Here is a 16,494-nt window from a genome sequence, read left to right as displayed (position 1 = left end):
GCCCTAGAGACCAGCGAACTGGCTGCTCTGGTTAGTTGTCGTCCTCGTCGATGAGGAAGCCCCTCATCGGCGTCGGCGCCTGCTGCAGCGGCGACGGGCCCTGCGGCCTCACCGGAGCCATCGGCTGCGTCATCGCGGGCGACATCTGCTGCTGACCGCCGTACGTCGGGCCGGGCGTGTGACCGCCCATGCCCTGACCGCCGCCGTAGGACGGCCCGGCACCGTGGCCCATGGCACCGGCGCCGGCCGGAGTCATGCCGCCCATGCCGTTGCCACCCATCGTGCCGCCGCCCATGGAGGACGCGGCCGGCAGGGACGGCGCCGGCGGGGTGGTGCGCGGCGGGGCGAGCGAGTCGTCCGCCTGGTTCTCCAGCTGGCGCAGCTGCGACTCCAGGTAGGACTTCAGACGCGTCCGGTACTCCCGCTCGAAGCCGCGCAGGTCCTCGACCTTGCGCTCCAGCGTGGCGCGGGCGGACTCCAGCGAGCCCATCGCGACGCGGTGCTTCTCCTGGGCGTCCCGCTCCAGTGCGTCGGCCTTGGCGCGGGCGTCCCGCTCCAGGCCCTCGGCACGGCTGCGCGCCTCACCGACGATCTTGTTGGCCTCGGAACGCGCCTCGGCGATCGCCTGGTCGGCGGTCTGCTGCGCGAGCGACAGCACACGGGCGGCACTGTCACCACCGGGTCCACCCTGCTGCTGCATGGGGTGCCCGCCCATCGGGCCGGGACCCTGCTGCTGCATGGGGTGACCCTGCTGCATCGGGTGCTGGCCCATCGGGCCGGGACCCTGCTGCTGCATGGGGTGACCCTGCTGCATCGGGTGCTGGGCGCTGGGCCCCGCGGGCAGCTGAGGTGCTCCTCCGGGCAGTTGGGGCGGACCCATCTGCTGCTGGGGCACCGGCTGCGGTCCGGATATGGCAGCGGGCACCGGCCGGTCCTGGGGTTCCGGCTTGCGCATGCCCTGCTGCTGGTTCTGCGCGGCGGCACGAGTGGCCGCGGCCAGCTTGGCCCGCAGATCCTCGTTCTCGCGGAGCAGTCGGGTCAGCTCCGCCTCCACCTCGTCGAGGAAGGCGTCGACCTCATCCTCGTCATAGCCCTCTCGGAGGCGGACGGTCGTGAACTGCTTGTTCCGAACGTCCTCGGGGGTCAGCGGCATCTCTTCACCTCAACGTGATCGTCGACATATCGGGAGCCCACACCGTTCACATCAAGCCCCCGACGACGGAGATCAGGATGTACACGATGATCATCAATACGAAGAAGGACAGGTCGAGCGCCACGCCCCCGAGACGTAGCGGCGGAATGAACCGCCGCAGAAGCTTGAGTGGCGGATCGGTGACAGTGTAGGTGCCTTCCAGAACCACCACCATGGCCTTCCCAGGATGCCATGAACGGGCGAACTGGAAGACCCAATCCATCACCAACCGGAAAATGAGGACGGCAAGGAAGCAGTACAGCGCGATGTACAGCACCTGGAGTGCGACGTTCATCTCGCGCTTCCCTCTCCCCTTGCTCGTCAGCGGCCTGTCGGCCGGTCCTGCGGTTGCGTATCGCTCAGCTCTGGTTGAAGAACCCGCCCTCGGCGATCCGGGCTTTGTCCTCCGCCGTGACATCGACGTTAGCAGGCGAGAGCAGAAACACCTTCTGCGTCACCCGCTCGATGCTCCCGTGCAGGCCGAAGACGAGACCCGCCGCGAAGTCGACAAGTCGCTTCGCATCCGTGTCGTCCATCTCCGTCAAGTTCATGATCACCGGCGTGCCCTCACGGAAGTGTTCCCCGATGGTACGGGCTTCGTTGTACGTCCGGGGGTGCAGTGTCGTGATCCGGTACGGCTCGCGCTCGGACACGACCTTGGGCATGATCACGGGTGCGTTCTTCTCCAGGCTGTGACGTTCGGGTGTGATGGATGCCACTGGGGCGATCCGGGGTTCACGGGGTGCCGGCGCGTGGACGAGCCGGGGCGGTTCGTCCTGCGGCGGCTGGTGCTGGCTCGGCGGCACGTGCTGGGGCAGCGGGCGGCGCGGAGCCGTGCGCTCGGGCTCCGGGACCGCCCGGCCGCCGGCCGGAGTCGCGATCTCGGGCTCGAACTCGTCGTCGGGATCGAAGCCCGGGCCGTCGTATCCGTCGTCCTCCACGAGGCCGAGGTAGACCGCCATTTTGCGCATCGCGCCGGCCATGCTCTGCGTCCTCTCAGCGGGGTTGCCGTCCTCGGCCGCCTGTCGGACGGCCGCCACACCATATTTGTGCTGTGGTCCGACTTGTTTGGTGACGTTACCGGAGCCGTGCACGGACTCCGAGTACCGCCGTACCGACGCGGACATGTGTCGCTCCGGCCGCCACCGCTTCCTCGAGGTCCTGGCTCATCCCTGCCGAGACCATGTTCGCAGCCGGATGGGTCTCGCGCAGGCGGGATGAGATTTCCATCAACCGATCGAAGGCAGCGCGGGGTTGGCCCGCATAGCCGCCGGCGAGCGGTGCTACGGTCATCAGTCCGTCCAGCCGGAGACCCTCGGCCTCCGCCACGGCGTCCGCGAGCGCGCCGACCGCGTCGGGTGCGACTCCGCCGCGTTCGCCCTGCGCTCCCGACTCCGCGTCCAGTGCGACCTGGACGAGGCAACCGACCTGCCGTCCCTCGGCGGTGGCCGCTCGGGACAGCGCGCCGACCAGCCGGAGCCGGTCGACGGAGTGCACATGATCAGCGTAACCGACCACCGAGCGCGCCTTGTTGGTCTGCAACTGGCCCACGAAGTGCCAGCTGAGCGGCAGATCGGCGGACTCGGCGGCTTTGGCCTCGGCCTCCTGGTCGCGGTTCTCCGCGACGTTCCGCACCCCGAGTCCGGCCAGCAGCCGCACGTCGGAGGCCGGATAGGTCTTGGTGACCACGATCAGGGTGACGTCCCCGCGGTCCCGGCCGGCCGCGCGGCAGGCAACGGCGATCCGCTCCTCCACCTGCGCCAGATTTGCCCGGAGTTGATCACTTCTGTCCGAACTGCCGGAGGCAGCAGTGTGGTTCACGCGGTTCCGTCCAGCCAGACATAGCCCGCGAGCCGTCCGGTGACGGAGTCGCGACGGTAGGAGAAGTGGTCGGGGGACTCCAGGGTGCAGACCGAGGGCGCGTCGGCGATCCGCACCCCGGCGTGCGCGAGCTGCGCGCGCACCCCGGCGCCCACGTCCACCGCCGGTGTGCCCCAGCTGGTGGCGGCGAACGCCTCCGGTACGACCGCGGCCACCGCGTCGCGCATGGCCGCGGGCACCTCGTAGCACTTGCCGCAGACCGAGGGGCCGATGACGGCGGTGATCCGCTCGGGCCGAGCGCCCTGCGCGGTCATCGCCTCGACGGCCGCGGGCACGACCCCGGCGACGAGTCCGGGCCGGCCGGCGTGCGCGGCGGCGGCCACCCCGGCCACCGGGTCGGCGAGCAGCACCGGCACGCAGTCGGCGGTGAGCACGGCGAGCGTGAGGTCGGCGCGGGTGGTGACGATCGCGTCCACCGCGGGCACCGGGTCCCGGCCCCACGGCCGGTCGACGACCGCGGTGTCCCGGCCGTGCACCTGGTTCATCCAGACCACGCGCTCCGGGTCGCGGCCGAGCGCCTCGGCGGCGCGGGCGCGGTTGGCGTGGACGGCCGCGGGGTCGTCACCGACCGCGCCGCCGAGGTTGAGGCTGTCATACGGAACGGCGCTCACGCCGCCCCACCTGTCGGTGAAGGCGAAGTGTGCGCCGTCCACTGCCGTGCTGTGCCCTATCACTGCCGGGCGGTCACTTCAGGAAGTCGGGGACGTCGAGCTCTTCGGCCGAGTCCTGGTACGGGCGGGCCGGGGGCACGATCGGCGGGATGGACGGCGGCGTCACCGGGGTCTCGGCGACCGGCGCCGGCTCCGGGTCCCGCTCGACCGGGGCCGGCGGGATGCTGCCGAGGCCGTTGAAGGACGAGGAGGGGCGCGGGCTGTCGCTCCGCGGCACCGACGCGTCGTCGCGCGAGGCGTAGCCGCCGAGCGCCTTGTCGCGGTTGCCCTTGGTCGGCGGCTGCCCGCCGTCGAAGCCCGCGGCGATGACGGTGACCCGCACCTCGTCGCCGAGCGCGTCGTCGATGACCGCGCCGAAGATGATGTTGGCCTCCGGGTGGGCGGCCTCGCTGACCAGCTGGGCGGCCTCGTTGATCTCGAAGAGGCCGAGGTCGGAGCCGCCGGAGATGGAGAGCAGCACGCCGCGGGCGCCGTCGATCGACGCCTCAAGCAGCGGCGAGGAGATGGCCATCTCGGCGGCGGCCACCGCCCGGTCGTCGCCGCGCGCCGAGCCGATGCCCATGAGGGCCGAACCGGCCTCGGACATCACGGACTTCACGTCGGCGAAGTCGAGGTTGATCAGGCCCGGCGTGGTGATCAGGTCGGTGATGCCCTGCACACCGGAGAGCAGCACCTGGTCGGCCGAGCGGAACGCGTCGAGCACGCTGACCTGGCGGTCCGAGATGGACAGCAGCCGGTCGTTGGGGATGACGATCAGGGTGTCGACGTTCTCCCGCAGGCCGGCGATGCCGTCCTCGGCCTGGTTGGCGCGGCGGCGGCCCTCGAAGGTGAAGGGCCGGGTGACCACGCCGATGGTCAGCGCGCCGAGCGAGCGGGCGATGTTGGCCACGACGGGCGCGCCGCCGGTGCCGGTGCCGCCGCCCTCGCCCGCGGTGACGAAGACCATGTCGGCGCCCTTGAGCACCTCTTCGATCTCCTCGCGGTGGTCCTCGGCGGCCTTGCGGCCGACGTCCGGGTTGGCCCCGGCGCCGAGCCCGCGCGTCAGCTCACGGCCGACGTCGAGCTTGACGTCGGCGTCGCTCATCAGCAGAGCCTGCGCATCGGTGTTGATCGCGATGAACTCGACGCCCTTGAGACCGACCTCGATCATCCTGTTGATGGCGTTGACGCCACCGCCGCCGATGCCGACGACCTTGATGACTGCGAGGTAGTTCTGCGGTGCTGCCACGTCGAAGGCCTCTCGCCTCGAGTTACGAATCCGGGTGGGACGGTCGGTGCGTTCGCCGTTGCCGTTCCGAACCCTAACCCTGAGGTTTAGGGTTACCAGTATGTCTGTCCCCGTGTTCCTTTGGGACGAGACACTAAGTCGACAAGCGGTGATGGTTCAACGAACACGCCGAACCTCCCGTTTTTCTTTTCACCCTATGTGATCACGCCGTCCTCCGTCCCGCCAGGGGTCGGACCCCGTGGCGGCACTGCCCGAGGGGGCGTCAACTCCCCGAAGCCGCAGGTGCGCTGGGCGCACTGACGTCGTAGTGCGTCGCGTGCGGCTCCGCCTTCATCAGTGCGGTGAGCACCGACGCCTTGAACGCGCCCTGTTCCGCGCTCCCCCACATCACGTCACGCCCGCCCGTGAGTTCGACGCTGATGCCGTCGAAGGAACGCACCCGGATCGCCGTCGCCCGGCCGTGCAGCGCGTCCGGGAGATCACGGGAGACCGCGATCGCGGACTGCAGCAGCCGGCTGGTGCCGAACACCCGCAGACTGGCCGCGGCCCCTGAGGCGTCGGGCGTCAACCGCACCAGCGGAACACCGGCCGGGGCGCGGTCGACGGTCGCGAACCGCACACCGTCACGGTCGACTTCGGTGAACTTCCGGCCGTTCTGCAGCACCGCGGAAGGAACGCGTTCGGTCACCGTCACGGTCACGGTGTGCGGCCACGAGCGGGCGACGTCCACCCGTGCGAGGCGCGGCAGCGCGGTCAGCAGCCGCTCGCGGACGGCGCCGGTGTCGACCGAGGCCAGCGGACCGCCCAGCGGCACGGCCGCCGCCTGTTCGATCTGCGCCTCCGTCAGCACCCGTTCGCCGCGCACCGTCACCTTGGTCGCCCGGAACCAGCCGGACCCGTACACCGCCCAGGTCGTGCCGCCGCCCAGCACGGTGAGCAGCACCAGCACGATCAGCGAAGTCCGGCGCGAGGGCGGGGTGATCCTGATCCGCGGCCGCCCGCCTCGGGCGGGCGGGGGCGCGCCCGCGGGGCCGGTGCGCCGCGCCGCGGCCTGCGTTCCGGTCACCGCTGCCTCCCCACGTCGACGGCCGCGGAGCCGGGCCGCTCGCCTCGTGTCGCTGTATCACCCATCGTGCCAGCCCCGGCGGGGAACTCCGCGGGACCCGTTCCCCCGGCGCGCCATCGCCGGCGGGCGTCCCGCGGAGCGTCCGCGGTCACTTCCGGCGGGCGGAGACCGCCTCGTACACCATGGACACCAGCAGCTCGTCCGCGTCGCGGCGGCCGAACTCGGCGGCGGCGCGGGACATCGCGTACAGCCGGTGCGGATCGGTGAGCACGGGCAGCACGTTGCCGAGCACCCACTCCGGGGTGAGTTCGGCGTCGTCGACCAGCAGTCCGCCGCCGGCCTTGACCACCGGCTGGGCGTTGAGCCGCTGCTCGCCGTTGCCGATCGGCAGCGGCACGTAGGCGGCGGGCAGCCCGACCGCGGACAGTTCGGCGACGGTCATCGCGCCGGCCCGGCACAGCATCATGTCGGCGGCGGCGTAGGCCAGGTCCATCCGGTCCAGATAGGGCACCGGGCGGTACGGCGGCATGCCGGGCATGTTGTCGGACCGAGGCAGTTCGTTCTTCGGTCCCACCGCGTGCAGGATCTGGATGCCGGACTGCTGCATGCGCGGGGCGACGGTGGCGATCACCTCGTTGAGCCGCCGGGCGCCCTGCGAGCCGCCGGACACCAGCAGCGTGGGCAGGTTCTGGTCGAGGCCGAAGACGTGACGCGCCTCGGGGCGGGCCGCCGCGCGGTCGAGGGTGGCGATGGTGCGGCGCAGCGGGATGCCGATGTACCGGGCGTCCCGCAGCTTGCTGTCCGGTGTGGAGACGGCGACGGCGTGCGCGTACCGCGAGCCGATCTTGTTGGCCAGCCCGGGGCGGGCGTTGGCCTCGTGGACGACGATCGGCACGCCCAGCCGCTTGGCGGCCAGGTAGCCGGGGAGCGCGACGTAGCCGCCGAACCCGACGACGCAGTCGGCCTTGGTGCGTTCCAGGATCTGCTCGGCGGCCTTGATGGTCCCGCGCAGCCGGCCGGGCACGGTGATCAGTTCGGGGGTGGGCCGCCGCGGCAGCGGCACGGCCGGGATCAGCGCGAGTTCGTAGCCGCGTTCCGGCACGAGCCTGGTCTCCAGGCCCTTCTCGGTGCCCAGTGCCGTGATGCCCACGGTGGGGTCCTGCCTGCGCAGGGCATCGGCGAGCGCGAGCGCCGGCTCGATGTGGCCGGCGGTCCCCCCGCCGGCGAGTACGACATGCACCGAATTCACCGCTCTCCGGACGGCCGCCGTCTGGCGCGCCGTCGCATCGTCCGTCTCAGCACTCCCGTCAGGGAGTTGTTCCGGCCCCGCACGGCCAGAGCCGCTCGCGCGGCGGGCTCGTTCCTGGCGAAGGAGATCAGCAGCCCGATCGCGAACATCGTCGGCAGGAGGGCGGACCCTCCGTAGGAGAACAGCGGGAGCGGGACACCGGCGATCGGCAGCAGGCCGAGCACCGCACCGATGTTGATCACGGCCTGAGCCGTGATCCAGGTGGTCACACCACCCGCTGCGAACCTGACGAAGGGGTCTTCCGTACGACCGGCCACGCGGATACCCGCGTAGCCTAGTGCCGCGAAGAGGGCGAGCACCGACAGCGTCCCTGCCAGGCCCAGTTCCTCCCCGGTCACGGCGAAGATGAAGTCGGTGTGCGGTTCGGGCAGTTCACCCCATTTCTCCACACTCGCCCCCAGTCCGGTGCCGAACCAGCCGCCGGACGCCAGCGCGTAGATGCCGTGCACGGCCTGCCAGCACTGGTCGTTGCCGCCCGGCGAGGTGGCCCCGATGCAGTGCAGCCTGCCCATCCGGTTGGGGCTGGTCGCGATGGCCAGGGCCGCCAGCGCCAGCGCGCCGCCGAGCACCCCGGCGAACAGCCGGGTGGGGGCGCCGGCGAGCCACAACATGCCGAAGAGCACCGCGGTGAGGATCATCGTGGTGCCCATGTCGCCGCCCAGCATGATCAGCCCGAGCAGCAGCACGGTGACCGGCACCAGCGGCACCAGCAGGTGCTTCCACTGCACGAGCAGGTGGCGCTCGTTCTTGCGGGCGAGCAGGTCGGCGCCCCACAGCACCAGGGCGAGCTTGCCGAACTCGCTGGGCTGGAGCTGGAACGGGCCGCCGATGGACAGCCAGTTGGTGTTGCCGTTGACCGTCTGCCCTATCCCCGGCACCTGGACCAGGCACATCAGGAACACCGCGCCCAGCAGCAGCGGATAGGCCAGCGCCCGGTGCAGCCGGATCGGCGCGCGGGCGGCGAACCACAGCAGCACCCCGCCGATGGCCACCGCCAGCAACTGCTTGCGGAAGTAGAACGTCGACGGCAGCCCGTACCGCAGCGCCTGGATCTGCGAGGCCGAGTACACCATCACCAGGCCCAGCACGGTGATCAGCAGGCCGGCGCCCACGATGACGTAGTAGGCGGTCAGCGGCCGGTCCCACGCCGCGCGCAGCCGCCCCGGCAGGCGGGCCGCGCCGCGCAGCGCGCTTCCGCGCGACCGGACGGAGTAGCCGCTCATGCGCCCCCTCTTTCGTGCGCTGCTCGCGCGCCCGCCGGGTGCGCTAGTCCCCGGCCCGGCCTCCGCCGGCCGCGGTGCCGGCCGATGCCCGGACCAGCTCCCGCACCGCGTCCGCGAACATCTCGCCGCGCTGGTTGTAGTTGGTGAACATGTCCATCGACGCGCAGGCCGGCGCCAGCAGGACCGTGTCGCCCGGCCGGGCCAGGTCCTGGGCGATGGCGACGGCGGCCGGCATCGCCCCAGTGTCGGTCCGTTCCAGCTCGGTGACCGGGACCTGCGGCGCGTGTCGCGCGAGGGCTTCCCGGATCAGCGCGCGGTCCGCGCCGAACAGCACGGCGGCGCGCAGCCGCCCGGCCGCCCGCGCGGCCAGCTCGTCGAACTCCGCGCCCTTGGCGAGTCCGCCGGCCAGCCACACGATCGACGGGTAGGCGGCCAGCGAGGCCTCCGCGGCGTGGGTGTTGGTGGCCTTGGAGTCGTCGACGTAGGTGACGCCGTCGACGGTGGCGACCTCGGCGATGCGGTGCGCGTCGGGGGTGAAGGCGCGCAGGCCCTCGCGGACCGCGCCCGGCGGCACTCCGTAGGCGCGCGCGAGGGCGGCGGCGGCCAGCGCGTTGGCGATGTTGTGCGGCGCCGGCGGCGTGACGTCGCCGGTCTCGGCGAGCTCCTGGGCGTTGTTCGCCCGGTCCTCGACGAAGGCCCGGTCGACGAGGATGCCGTCGACGACGCCGAACTCCGACGGCCGCGGGGCCTGGAGGGTGAAGCCGATGGCGCGGCAGCCCTCCTCGACGTCGGCCTCCCGCACCAGCCGCTCGGTCTCCGGGTCCGCGGTGTTGTAGACGCAGGCGACCTGGTTGCCGTGGTAGATCCGGCCCTTGTCCGCGGCGTAGGCGGCCATCGAGCCGTGCCAGTCGAGGTGGTCGGGCGCGAGGTTGAGCACGGCCGCGGAGTGCGGCCGGATGCTGGGCGCCCAGTGGAGCTGGTAGCTGGAGAGCTCCACGGCGAGCACGTCGTACTCCTCGTCGCCGAGCACCACGTCCAGCAGGGAGACGCCGATGTTGCCGACGGCCGCCGTACGCAGGCCGGCCGCGGCGAGGATCGCGGCGAGCATCCGGGTGGTGGTGGTCTTGCCGTTCGTGCCGGTGACCGCGAGCCAGGGCGCCGCGCCGGGCTTCCTGAGCCGCCAGGCGAGCTCGACGTCGCCCCAGATCTCCACGCCCGCCGCGGCGGCCGCGGTGAACAGCGGGCTGGACGGCTTCCAGCCGGGGGTGGTGACGACCAGCTCGGTGCCTTCGGGCAGGGTGTCGCCGTCGCCCAGGCGGACGCTGACACCCAGCGCCTCCAGCTCGGCGGCCTCGGCCCGCTGCTTGTCGCCCGCTGTGGCGTTGACCACGGTGACCCGCGCGCCGAGACCGTGCAGGACCTTGGCCGCGGGCACCCCGGAGACGCCGAGGCCGGCGACGGTGACCCGTACGTCCTTCAGGTCCACGGCTGCCTCCGGTTCCTGCGCGGGGGCGGTCACGAGGCGGCCACCCACGCGGCGTAGAAGACGCCCAGGCCCAGCGCCATGCACATGCCCTGGATGATCCAGAACCTGACGACGACCAGGACCTCGCTCCAGCCCTTGAGCTCGAAGTGGTGCTGCAGCGGCGCCATCCGGAAGACCCGCTTGCCGGTCAGGCGGAAGGAGCCGACCTGGATGATCACGGACATGGTGATGAGGACGAAGAGGCCGCCGAGGACGGCCAGCAGCAGCTCCGTGCGGGACAGGATCGCCAGACCGGCGAGCGCGCCGCCCAGCGCCAGCGAACCGGTGTCGCCCATGAAGATCTTCGCCGGCGAGGTGTTCCACCACAGGAAGCCGAAACAGGCGCCCATCAAGGCGGCCGCCACCACCGCCAGGTCGAGTGGGTCGCGCACCTCGTAGCAGGCGCCGTTGGCGCTGACCGGGGCGCCGCACCACTGGCCGTACTGCCACACGCCGATGACGGTGTAGGCGGCGAAGGCCATCACGCACGCGCCGGTCGCCAGGCCGTCGAGGCCGTCGGTGAGGTTCACGCCGTTGGACATCGCCAGGATCATGAACAGCGCCCAGACCACGAAGATGACCGGGCCGATCGACCAGCCGAAGTCGGTGGTGAAGGAGAGCTTGGTGGAGGCCGGCGTCTGGTTGCGCGAGTCGTGGAAGTTCAGCGAGAGCACCGCGAAGGCGATGCCGACGATCAGCTGCCCGGCCATCTTCGCCTTGGCCCGCAGGCCCAGGCTGCGCTGCTTGACGATCTTGATGTAGTCGTCGAGGAAGCCCACCAGGCCGAGGCCCGCGGTGAGGAAGAGCACCAGCAGGCCGGACATCGACGGCTTGTCGCCGGTGATCAGCTTGGTGGCCGCGTACGCGACGATCGTCGCCAGGATGAAGGCGATGCCGCCCATGGTGGGCGTGCCGCGCTTGCTGTGGTGGGCCTTCGGGCCGTCGTCCCGGATCATCTGGCCGTAGCCGCGCGAGGCCAGCAGGCGGATCAGCAGGGGGGTGCCGATCAGGGAGAGGAAGAGACCGAGGACGCCGGAGACGAGGATCTGCTTCATCGACCGGCACCCTCGATCAGCGCGAGCGCCACTGCCTCGAGCCCGACCGACCTCGATGCCTTCACCAGCACGACGTCCCCCGGTCGCACTTCCCTGCGCAACAGGTCGATCGCCGCCTCAGCGTCGGACACGTGCACCGACTCCTCACCCCACGAACCCTCGTTATAGGCGCCCATTTGCAGCCAGGCGGCTTCGGTACCGCCGACGGCGACGAGCTTGCTGACGTTGAGCCGGACGGCCAGCCGCCCCACGGCGTCGTGCTCGGCCAGCGACTGCTCGCCGAGCTCGGCCATCTGTCCCAGCACCGCCCAGGTACGGCCCCCCCGTGCCTGTGCTGACGTGCCCATCGCGGCCAGTGCGCGCAGGGCGGCCCTCATGGATTCGGGGTTCGCGTTGTAGGCGTCGTTGACGACCGTCACGCCGTCGGGGCGCTCGGTGACCTCCATCCGCCAGCGTGAGAGCGAGCCCGCTTCGGAGAGCGCGATGGCGATCTTCTCCGCGGGCATGCCGAGTTCACCGGCGACGGCGGCCGCGGCGAGCGCGTTCGACACGTGGTGCTCACCGTACAGGCGCAAGGTCACGTCGGCGCACCCGGTGGGTGTGCGCAGGCTGAAGACCGCCTGTCCCCTTTCGTTCAGCCGGACATTTTCGGCACGGTACGCGGCGTTCTCGCTCTCGCCGAAGAGGACGACCCGAGCCTTGGTGCGGCTCGCCATCTCCCGCACCAGCGGGTCGTCGGCGTTGAGGACCGCGATGCCGCCCTCCTCCGCCGGGGGCAGCCCCTCGACCATCTCGCCCTTGGCGATCGCGATCTGCTCGCGGCCGCCGAACTCGCCGATGTGCGCGCTGCCGACGTTGAGCACCATCCCGATCCGCGGCGGGGTGAGGCCGGTCAGATAGCGGATGTGCCCGATGCCGCGCGCGCCCATCTCCAGGACGAGGTGGCGGGTGTCCTGGTCGGCCTGCAGCGCGGTCAGCGGCAGCCCGATCTCGTTGTTCAGCGATCCCGGCGTCCAGACCGTGGGCGCCAGGCGCTCCAGGAGCTGCGCGAGCAGGTCCTTGGTGCTGGTCTTGCCCGCGGAGCCGGTGAGCGCGACCACGGTGGCGCCCAGCGTGGCGATCACGTGCCGGGCCAGCGCGCCCAGCGCGGCCTGGACGTCGTCCACCACGATCGCGGGTACGCCGACGGGGCGGGCGGCCAGCACCGCGACCGCGCCGTCGGCCACGGCTCCCGCGGCGAAGTCGTGGCCGTCCGCGCGTTCACCGGCGAAGGCCACGAACAGGGATCCCGGCACCACCTCGCGGGAGTCCCTGACCACGGGTCCGGTGATCCGTACGTCACTGTCCGGTATGTCGTGCATGCTCCCGCCGACCGCGCGTGCGACCTCGGCGAGGGTGAGGGGGATCACAGCTTTTTCTGGTCCTTCTCGATCGCGGCGCGCAGCACCTCTCGGTCGTCGAAGGGGCGTACCTCTCCGGCGATGTCCTGGCCCTGCTCATGGCCCTTGCCGGCCACCAGCACGATGTCGCCGGGCCGCGCCTGAGCGACGGCCACGGCCACCGCGGCGGCCCGGTCGGGTTCGACGACGACGTGGCCCCGCTCGGCGGCGGGGACGTCCACTGCTCCGTTCAGCATCGCGGCGAGGATAACCAGTGGGTCCTCCGACCTCGGATTGTCCGAGGTGAGAACCGCGGTGTCCGCGAGCCGGGCGAGCGCGGCGCCCATCGGGCCCCGCTTGGTCTGGTCCCGGTCGCCGCCGCAGCCGAGCACGGCGTGGATCCGGCCCTCGGTGGTGGTGCGCAGCGCGCGCAGCACGGACTCGACGGCGTCGGTCTTGTGCGCGTAGTCCACGACCGCCAGGTACGGCTGGCCGGCGTCCACCCGCTCCAGCCGGCCCGGCACGCCCGGCACGGCGGCGATGCCGTCGGCGGCCGCCTGCGGGTCGAGCCCGGCGGCGGCCAGCGCGGTGATCGCGGCGAGGGTGTTCGCCACGTTGAAGGGGCCGGGCAGCGGGGCCACGGCCTGGACGTGCTCGCCCTTGGGCCCGACGACGGTGAAGCGGCTCTCCATCAGCCCCGCCTCGACGTCCTCGGCGCGCCAGTCGGCGTCGAGGCGGCCCTCGGCCGAGTACGTCACCAGCGGCACGGTGGCCTCGGCGACCAGCCGGCGGCCGTACTCGTCGTCCAGGTTCACCACGCCCAGGCGGCTGCGGCGGGGCGTGAACAGCTGCGCCTTGGCCTGGAAGTAGTCCTCCATGCCGGAGTGGAACTCCATGTGCTCCGGGCTGAGGTTGTTGAACACCCCGACGTCGAACACCGCTCCGTCGACCCGGCCGAGCACCAGCGCGTGGCTGGAGACCTCCATCACCACCGACTCCACGCCGCGCTCGCGCATCACCGCGAACAGCGCCTGCAGGTCGGTGGCCTCCGGGGTGGTCCGCTCGCTCTTGATCCGCTCGTCGCCGATCCGCGTCTCCACGGTGCCGATCAGCCCGGTGGTGCCGTGCCGCGCGGCCCGCAGGCCGCCCTCGATCAGGTACGAGGTGGTGGTCTTGCCGGAGGTGCCCGTCACACCGATGCGCAGCAGCCCGTCACCGGGCCGGCCGTAGACCGCGGCGGCCAGCTCGCCCATCACGCCGCGCGGGTCGGGCACGGTGAGCACGGGCAGGCCGGTGGCCGCGGCGCGCTCGGCGCCGTCCGGGTCGGTGAGCACGGCCACGGCGCCGGACGCGGCGGCCTGGCCGGCGAAGTCCGCGCCGTGGAAGCGCGCGCCGGGCAGCGCCGCGTACAGGTCGCCGGGGCGGACCGCACGCGAGTCGTGGGTGATGCCGGTGACGTCCGGGCCGTCCGCACCGTCCACCGGGCCGGTCGCGCCGGTCACGCCGGCGCTCACGGCCACCCCGAGCAGGCCGGCGAGCTCGGCCAGCGGCTGGGGGCGCGGGTGCGACGGGCGCGGCGCGCCCGGCTGTCTGAGGGTTTGATCAGCGTTGGGCACGGCGGTGAGATTACCCGGGTGCCGGGGCCCCGGGTCAAAATCACCCGGTGGCGGCCCGAGCGGGTCGCGGCTGTGACGGTCCCTGCCGCCGTGCTGGTCAGCGAGCCCGTTCCCCGTCGTCCGCCCGGTCATCGCGGGGCCTTCTGTCCCCCCGCGGACACCGGGTCCGCGGGGTCGAAGGTGACCGGCAGGTTCGGCGCGGGCTTGCCGGAGGGCGCGACGCCGAGGGACTTGAGGCCGAACTCCATGACCTTCTTGAAGACCGGGCCGCAGATCTCGCCGCCGAAGTAGCTGCCCTTCGTCGGGTTCTGGATGACGCAGGAGATGGTCAGCCGCGGGTTGTCGGCCGGCGCGAACCCCATGAACGACGAGGTGTAGCCCTTGTAGCGGCCGGTGTCCGGGTCCACCCGGTTGGCCGTACCGGTCTTGCCCGCGACCCGGTAGCCGTCGATACGGGCGTAGACGCCGGTGCCCTGCTCGCTGCCGACGACGGACTCCAGCATCTGCGAGAGCGTCGTCGCCGTCTTCGCGCTGACCACCCGGGTCTTCTTGGGCGCCGGCGCGGGCACGAACCGGCCGTCGGGCCCGGTGATGCCCCGGATCAGCGACGGCTGGACCCGGACCCCGCCGTTGGCGATGGTCGCGTACACCGACGTGGCCTGCAGCGCGCTCAGCGACAGGCCCTGGCCGAACGGGATGGTGAACTGCTGCGAGGCGTTCCAGTCCTGTGGCTTGGCCAGGATGCCCGGGGTCTCCCCGGGGAAGCCGAGGCCGGTCTTCGATCCGATGCCGAACTTGCGCAGGTACGAGTACAGGACCTGGTTGGCCTGCGGCTGTGTCTTGCCGAGCTGCTGGCTGGCCAGGATGGTGCCGATGTTGCTGGACTTGGCCAGCACGCCGTTGAGCGTCAGGTCCCAGGTGCCGTGCGGCACGTCGTCGTGGAAGATCCGGTCGGCGCGGGGCAGCGTGCCGGGCACGACGACGCGGGTGAGGGGGGTGGCGGTGCCGGTGTCCAGTATGGCGGCCATCGACATGAGTTTGCTGACACTGCCCGGCTCGTAGGCGTCCTGCACCGCGGCGTTGCCGAGCGCGGCCGGGTCGGCGTGCGCCAGGTCGTTGGGGTCGTAGCCGGGTGCGTCGGCCATGGCCAGGATCTCGCCTGTCCTGTTGTCCATCACGGTCACATACCCGCGATCCGCCCGGGATTTCTCGACCTGTGCGGTGATCGCGCTCTGCGCGGCCCACTGGATGTCCCGGTCCAGGGTCAGTTCCACGTCGTCGCCGGGGACCGCCGGCTGCTCCTGGGTGCCGGCGGTGGGCACCTGCCGGCCGTTGGACTGGGCGTAGCGGATCTTGCCGTTGGTGCCGGAGAGCTGCTTGTCCAGCATCGACTCCAGGCCGCCCGCGCCCTTCCCGTCGCCGTTGACGAACCCGAGGACGCCCGCGGCGAGGTCCCCGGCCGGGTAGACCCGCTTGGAGTGCGGCTCGCTGAAGATCCCGGCCAGCACGTCGGCGCCCTGGTTCCGCGCGGCCTTGGCGGCGAACGCCGCCTTGAGGTCCTTGATCTGGTTCCACACCTGCGGGGTCTGCTGCTTGGCGATGACCTGGTAGCGCGACTTCGGGGCGGCGAGCTGCTGGGCGATCTTCGTGGCGTCCCCGCCGACGATCGGCGCGAGCAGCTCCGCCGCCTGCTGCGGCGCGTTGCCGACCTTGGCCTGCCCGGGCGTGAACAGGTACGGGTCCGCGGTGATGTCGAAGGCGTCGACGGTGGTGGCCAGGTCCGCGCCGGTCCGGTCGGTGATGGTGCCGCGGTCGGCGGTCACCTCGTGCGTCACCCAGCGGTTCACGGCGGCCTTGGCCGCGTACGCGGAGGCGTCGACCGCCTGGACCTGGAGCAGGCGCACCACGAAGACGGCCATCACGATGGTGAGGGCCGCGCCGACCAGCCGCAGCCGAGGCCTGGGCCGGCCCAGCCGCACCATGCGGGGCTTCGACGGGCGCACCGGGCCGCGGACGGGGCGGGACGCCGCCGGCCGCCGCGGCGGTCCGACCCGGCCGCCGCCCTGCCCGCCGCTCTGCCCTCCGCCGTTCCCCGCACCGTGTCCGGCGCCCTGTGCCCGTCCGGAGCCGCCGCCCGCGCCCGGGGCACGAGCACCCGAGGCCGCGCCCGGGGCACGCACGGCGCCGCCCCGGCCGCCGGCGGCGGGGCGGCCGGAGCCGGCGGCGGGACCCCCGCGGGCACCGCCGGGGCCGGGTCCCCGGCCGGGGACCGGACCTCGGCCGCCCGGGACCGGGCGTCCGCCCCGGCCCGCTCCCCCGCCGGAACCGTGCCCGCGGGGGTCCCTCTCG

14 protein-coding genes are annotated in these 16,494 nt (G+C 72.3%); all 14 read right to left on the bottom strand.

Annotation, left to right across the window (positions count from 1 at the left end; translation table 11 throughout):
• Window positions 1–31: 31 nt before the first annotated feature.
• On the bottom strand, window positions 32–1,153 hold the full coding sequence (locus K7862_RS02885) for a DivIVA domain-containing protein (protein WP_222960150.1): 1,122 nt from the start codon (window positions 1,151–1,153) through the stop codon (window positions 32–34).
• A gap of 46 nt (window positions 1,154–1,199) precedes the next feature.
• Window positions 1,200–1,487, bottom strand: coding sequence for a YggT family protein (locus K7862_RS02880; protein WP_222960148.1), 288 nt, complete (start codon window positions 1,485–1,487; stop codon window positions 1,200–1,202).
• A 64-nt stretch (window positions 1,488–1,551) separates the two neighbouring features.
• Window positions 1,552–2,175, bottom strand: a complete 624-nt coding sequence (locus K7862_RS02875; RefSeq protein ID WP_222960393.1) for a cell division protein SepF — start codon at window positions 2,173–2,175, stop codon at window positions 1,552–1,554.
• 94 nt (window positions 2,176–2,269) lie between these two features.
• Complete coding sequence (locus tag K7862_RS02870) at window positions 2,270–3,013, bottom strand: YggS family pyridoxal phosphate-dependent enzyme (protein WP_222960145.1); 744 nt, start codon at window positions 3,011–3,013, stop codon at window positions 2,270–2,272.
• The gene (pgeF, locus tag K7862_RS02865; RefSeq protein ID WP_222960143.1) at window positions 3,010–3,726 is read right to left on the bottom strand and encodes a peptidoglycan editing factor PgeF; all 717 of its coding nucleotides are present in this window, start codon (window positions 3,724–3,726) and stop codon (window positions 3,010–3,012) included. Before pgeF ends, K7862_RS02870 begins: the two co-directional genes overlap by 4 nt.
• Window positions 3,727–3,757: 31 nt before the next feature.
• Window positions 3,758–4,972 (bottom strand): cell division protein FtsZ, encoded by a 1,215-nt coding sequence (gene ftsZ / locus K7862_RS02860; protein ID WP_222960141.1) that lies wholly within the window; start codon window positions 4,970–4,972, stop codon window positions 3,758–3,760.
• A gap of 262 nt (window positions 4,973–5,234) precedes the next feature.
• Window positions 5,235–6,038: a cell division protein FtsQ/DivIB gene (locus K7862_RS02855; RefSeq protein ID WP_222960139.1), complete on the bottom strand. Its 804-nt coding sequence runs from the start codon at window positions 6,036–6,038 to the stop codon at window positions 5,235–5,237.
• A gap of 148 nt (window positions 6,039–6,186) precedes the next feature.
• Window positions 6,187–7,278: an undecaprenyldiphospho-muramoylpentapeptide beta-N-acetylglucosaminyltransferase gene (gene murG / locus K7862_RS02850; RefSeq protein WP_222960137.1), complete on the bottom strand. Its 1,092-nt coding sequence runs from the start codon at window positions 7,276–7,278 to the stop codon at window positions 6,187–6,189.
• A 5-nt stretch (window positions 7,279–7,283) separates the two neighbouring features.
• Window positions 7,284–8,570: a putative lipid II flippase FtsW gene (gene ftsW / locus K7862_RS02845; protein WP_222960135.1), complete on the bottom strand. Its 1,287-nt coding sequence runs from the start codon at window positions 8,568–8,570 to the stop codon at window positions 7,284–7,286.
• Window positions 8,571–8,613: 43 nt separating this feature from the next.
• The gene (murD, locus tag K7862_RS02840) at window positions 8,614–10,089 is read right to left on the bottom strand and encodes a UDP-N-acetylmuramoyl-L-alanine--D-glutamate ligase (protein WP_308011814.1); all 1,476 of its coding nucleotides are present in this window, start codon (window positions 10,087–10,089) and stop codon (window positions 8,614–8,616) included.
• Entirely contained in the window at window positions 10,086–11,150 is a 1,065-nt protein-coding gene (gene mraY / locus K7862_RS02835; RefSeq protein WP_222960133.1) for a phospho-N-acetylmuramoyl-pentapeptide-transferase, read from the bottom strand. Before mraY ends, murD begins: the two co-directional genes overlap by 4 nt.
• Window positions 11,147–12,559 (bottom strand): UDP-N-acetylmuramoyl-tripeptide--D-alanyl-D-alanine ligase, encoded by a 1,413-nt coding sequence (locus K7862_RS02830; protein WP_222960131.1) that lies wholly within the window; start codon window positions 12,557–12,559, stop codon window positions 11,147–11,149. The genes mraY and K7862_RS02830 overlap by 4 nt, the downstream gene beginning before the upstream one ends.
• Window positions 12,556–14,277: a UDP-N-acetylmuramoyl-L-alanyl-D-glutamate--2,6-diaminopimelate ligase gene (locus K7862_RS02825; protein WP_222960129.1), complete on the bottom strand. Its 1,722-nt coding sequence runs from the start codon at window positions 14,275–14,277 to the stop codon at window positions 12,556–12,558. Before K7862_RS02825 ends, K7862_RS02830 begins: the two co-directional genes overlap by 4 nt.
• Window positions 14,274–16,127, bottom strand: a complete 1,854-nt coding sequence (locus K7862_RS02820) for a peptidoglycan D,D-transpeptidase FtsI family protein (RefSeq protein WP_222960127.1) — start codon at window positions 16,125–16,127, stop codon at window positions 14,274–14,276. The genes K7862_RS02825 and K7862_RS02820 overlap by 4 nt, the downstream gene beginning before the upstream one ends.
• Between the last annotated feature and the right edge of the window lie 367 nt (window positions 16,128–16,494).

Source organism: Actinacidiphila acidipaludis (assembly GCF_019890725.1).
GTDB classification, from domain to species: domain Bacteria; phylum Actinomycetota; class Actinomycetes; order Streptomycetales; family Streptomycetaceae; genus Actinacidiphila; species Actinacidiphila acidipaludis.
The sequence above is the reverse complement of the archived record's forward strand: the minus strand, read 5'-3'. Positions and strand labels throughout refer to the sequence as shown.

Coding starts and splice junctions, on each gene's coding strand:
- K7862_RS02885 (WP_222960150.1), bottom strand. CDS start 1,153: ATGCCGCTGACCCCCGAGGACGTTCGGAACAAGCAGTTCACGACCGTC.
- mraY (WP_222960133.1), bottom strand. CDS start 11,150: ATGAAGCAGATCCTCGTCTCCGGCGTCCTCGGTCTCTTCCTCTCCCTG.
- K7862_RS02875 (WP_222960393.1), bottom strand. CDS start 2,175: ATGGCCGGCGCGATGCGCAAAATGGCGGTCTACCTCGGCCTCGTGGAG.
- ftsW (WP_222960135.1), bottom strand. CDS start 8,570: ATGAGCGGCTACTCCGTCCGGTCGCGCGGAAGCGCGCTGCGCGGCGCG.
- K7862_RS02880 (WP_222960148.1), bottom strand. CDS start 1,487: ATGAACGTCGCACTCCAGGTGCTGTACATCGCGCTGTACTGCTTCCTT.
- K7862_RS02825 (WP_222960129.1), bottom strand. CDS start 14,277: ATGACCGGGCGGACGACGGGGAACGGGCTCGCTGACCAGCACGGCGGC.
- K7862_RS02820 (WP_222960127.1), bottom strand. CDS start 16,127: ATGGTGCGGCTGGGCCGGCCCAGGCCTCGGCTGCGGCTGGTCGGCGCG.